Annotated in this window: 4 protein-coding genes and 1 riboswitch; of the genes, 1 reads left to right on the top strand and 3 read right to left on the bottom strand. The window is 47.6% G+C overall.

What is annotated here, in order from left to right; all coding sequences use genetic code 11:
• The 3 genes from B3D59_RS01070 to B3D59_RS01060 all read right to left on the bottom strand — a co-directional run.
• The coding region (locus tag B3D59_RS01070) for a DUF190 domain-containing protein (protein WP_286817230.1) at positions 1-279 on the bottom strand (279 nt) is incomplete at its 3' end.
• Between the two features lie 14 nt (positions 280-293).
• Positions 294-671, bottom strand: a complete 378-nt coding sequence (locus B3D59_RS01065) for a fluoride efflux transporter FluC (RefSeq protein ID WP_286817229.1) — start codon at positions 669-671, stop codon at positions 294-296.
• Between the two features lie 117 nt (positions 672-788).
• A riboswitch (Fluoride riboswitch) is annotated at positions 789-853 on the bottom strand.
• Positions 854-1007: 154 nt separating this feature from the next.
• A complete protein-coding gene (locus B3D59_RS01060) occupies positions 1008-2069 on the bottom strand; it encodes a TOBE domain-containing protein (RefSeq protein WP_286817228.1) in 1062 nt (353 codons plus the stop codon).
• Positions 2070-2258: 189 nt separating this feature from the next.
• Between B3D59_RS01060 and B3D59_RS01055 the strand changes: the two genes are divergently transcribed.
• Positions 2259-3203 (top strand): sulfite exporter TauE/SafE family protein, encoded by a 945-nt coding sequence (locus B3D59_RS01055; protein WP_286817227.1) that lies wholly within the window; start codon positions 2259-2261, stop codon positions 3201-3203.
• The last annotated feature ends 358 nt before the right edge of the window (positions 3204-3561 follow it).

The following is a 3561-nucleotide window of genomic DNA, read 5'->3' as shown; positions in this document are numbered from 1 at the left end:
AGTCAGCACCGCGATTCTCGGCGGCTGCGCCCCCTCAATCTTGTCATCGGCGTCGACGATTTCAACAACCACGGGAAGATCTTCGGAAAGCCGCAGAATCTTCGAGGTGTGGATCCGGCTGTTGGCACCGAACCCCAAAATGCCTCGCAGCACCGTGGCCTCTGCCAGCCCGCGCTTGCGGGCCTCTTCGACAATGACCTCATACAAAAGCCGATGCCTGTAAAGATCACTCTCTCCTATAAAAATTCGAAGCAGTTTTGTTTCCTTGGGAAGTGTCATGTCGTTCTCCTTAATCAAATGATACGGCCGAGACCGAGACCCAGAATAAACCCACCAATCCCTGTCACCAGTTGCAAGGCGATATTGGTAACCCCCATAAGCAACTGTGTTCCGATCAGCAGATGGCTTGTTTCGGCGATGAAGGTCGAGAATGTGGTGAAAGCGCCCATAAAGCCGGTCAGAATGACAACTCGCGCTTCGGGACTGATAACGGCACGTTCGCCGCGCGCTGTCCAAACGAGCCCGAACAGCAGACAGCCGAGCACATTAACCACAACCGTCCCCCAAGGAAAAACACCGCCAACCCACCTGTGGATCACCCCTGTCAGGCCATAGCGGGTCAATGTCCCGCAAGCCCCGGCCAGCGCCAGCAAACAGATTTTATGAAACATCGAAGAAGCCCTCCTCTCGTTAAAACCTTCCTGCCGCCATGGAACGTAGGCACAAAAAAACCCGCTTGGCAGCGGGCTTTTCGTTCACATAGTGATTATCCCACCGCAGTAATTTATTACACGGTAGGAGTCATCAGCCTAAATGAGGCGGTTATAAGGGGGACTCCATCCCCATCAATGGGATTGATATGTCATTTCGAGGCGGGAAATGCAAGTATTTATCAAAACCCAAATCCACCATCTAAAACAGAGCATGGCTTACAACGAACCCTGGAAGTTTATCAAATCATACACAATTATATTCGACGTCCCTAAGCCTGGTCATGGGAAACGGTATCAGTCAACGTGGAGTACCACGGACGAACTACTGAACAACACCCACGCATGATCGTTGACCTTTAATTGAAAAGACGGGTTGCCTGTTGAAGATATGACGGCGCAGACTTCAGTGGTTTCAGAAATTTTGACAATGTATTCGGTATGGATCTTACCCAGAGTTTTTCGAGTCACCACGCCCCTGAACCTGTTTTCCGTACTGCATTTCGGGTCAGACTCTCCTTGATGCAGGATAACCGACGGAGCCTTTACTTCTGCCGTAATGAAACTGCCGGGGTTTAATCCAAGCCGTTTCAGGCTGTCGTTGGTAATAACGGAGAGAATGTAGTCCCCTTCCAGGGTTTGCATTGCAATCTGTGCCTCTATACTTCCTTTCACAATACGGGTGACTTTACCGAAAAAGGAATTCCGGGCGCTTGTTTTGCGCCCGGATTCCTTTTCCAGAAACCTTCTGGTTAAGGCCTGGAGTTCATCCTTTGAGAAGGTTACATATGCGGAGGTAAGGTTGGGGGTGGCGTGCCCCAGCATCATCTGAACAGCAGGTAGGGGAATGTTGCTTTGCATTAGTTCTACACCCCGGGCCTTGCGGATCGCTTCTGGACCGCAAAGCTGCTTTGGGAAACCACATTCCAAAGCCCTTTCATAAAACTTTCGACGGACAAAACCGGGATCTAAATCAAGAGGCCGGTCTGAATTTTTGCGGGATTTCAATGTGTCAATTTTGTCCCTGATCTCGTCGGCCAGCGATTGTGAAATGTGAACTTCCCTTAATTTTGTGGCATCATTTCCATCCGAACGAAAAATCACCAAACAGCGGCTCCAATCGAGATCTGTATGTATATTAATTGATAAAACGTCGTTTAACTTAGCGCCGGTATATCTGATCAAAAGAAAAATAAGCAAAACGCTTAGTCTGGACAAACGGACATCTTTGCGTTTTGAATTTTCAGTCCAATCCCGGAATGATTGCTCCAATTGATTCAGTTGGGAATAGTCAAGATACTCGTCTCCTTGGGCAATGGAGACAATTCGTCCATTATCACTTCGATTTAAATCAGCCATTTTCAATCCTTCTAATTTTTTATGATTTACTGCGTAATTCGTTGTGGTTATCTCATGCACTGAAAAAATATCCAATGGAAATTTTTTCGACCGCATTCAATAAAGTCTTGACATGTTGGAGTTTCATTGTCACTATTATTTTTATTATCGTGATTATTAATAGGCATTTTAATAAAGGAGGGGTTCCCCATGGTTTTTCAGACTGCCGGTATTGAAGTCGCGCTATGGATACCACCTTTGGTGGCGTTCATGATTTCTTTTTTCACCTCAATGGGCGGTGTTTCTGGAGCTTTTCTGCTTTTGCCGTTTCAGATGTCTTTTTTAGGGTATTCCAACCCGTCCGTCAGCGCCACCAACCAGGTCTTCAATGTTGTTGCCATCCCCAGCGGGGTATATCGCTACTGGCGGGAAGGACGAATGGTGTGGCCGCTGACCTGGATTGTCGTTTTCGGTACGCTGCCGGGCGTCTTTATCGGTGCCATGGTACGGGTTCTCTATTTGCCGGACCCCAAGCATTTTAAACTTTTTGCCGCCTGTGTTCTTCTCTATATCGGTTTAAAAATGGTGGCAGATGTACTGAAAAACTCTAAGAATGGGACCAAGAACAGTAGCGAATCACGCTTTCAAGAAATGGTCAGAAGTGGCGGCATTGAAAGGAGCGGGGCCAACGTTTTGCCAGCAACAACGGTTACTCACTTCAATTTGAAGCGACTGGGATTCACTTTTTATAGTGAAACATATGACGTTTCATTCTGGGGTATTTTTCTTCTCAGCTTCATTGTTGGCATTGTTGGCGGAATTTATGGCATAGGCGGCGGCTCAATCATTGCCCCGTTTTTTATCACCTTCTTCGGGTTGCCGGTCTATATCGTCGCAGGAGCCGCACTGATGGGCACTTTTGTTACATCAGTTGCAGGTGTTGCCTTTTATCAGGCCATTGCCCCGTTCTATCCACATCTTTCCGTGGCACCGGACTGGCTGTTGGGAATTTTATTCGGGACAGGAGGAATGGCAGGGATGTATCTTGGGGCTCGATGCCAAAAGTTTGTACCGGCAAAGGCCATCAAGTGGATGCTGGCCGGTGTGATGGTCTTCACTGCAGCCAAGTATATCCTCGACTTTTTTGGCTACTGAAAATATAGGGTGCTCACCCGCTAATATTTTGATTTAGAATTGAGTTGTTATTTCGGATGGTTGGAATAAGTAAGTGTAACTTCTCAAGCAATGCCGTTGACTTAAGACACCTCAAAGTATCAAGCTGGTTGCCTGTATTCCAGATGGAATTTTTTATTCTTTTTATTGAAATTACGTTCATATGTTCTGCCAGGTCTTATGGATTCTATACAGGTCCCTATGGCTCGATCTTCAGCGCCAGATATCCCGCCCCGGGCCGTTTGATCAGCAGCCCGATGGGGGCGTTCTTATCGCGGTTGGCAAGGGCCTCCGCGAATTCCCCTGGCGATGCCACCGGCTTGCGGTTGAATTCCTTGAT

The sequence above is a fragment of the Desulfobacter sp. UBA2225 genome (assembly GCF_002348205.1).
GTDB classification, from domain to species: Bacteria; Desulfobacterota; Desulfobacteria; order Desulfobacterales; family Desulfobacteraceae; genus Desulfobacter; species Desulfobacter postgatei.
The sequence above is the reverse complement of the archived record's forward strand: the minus strand, read 5'-3'. Positions and strand labels throughout refer to the sequence as shown.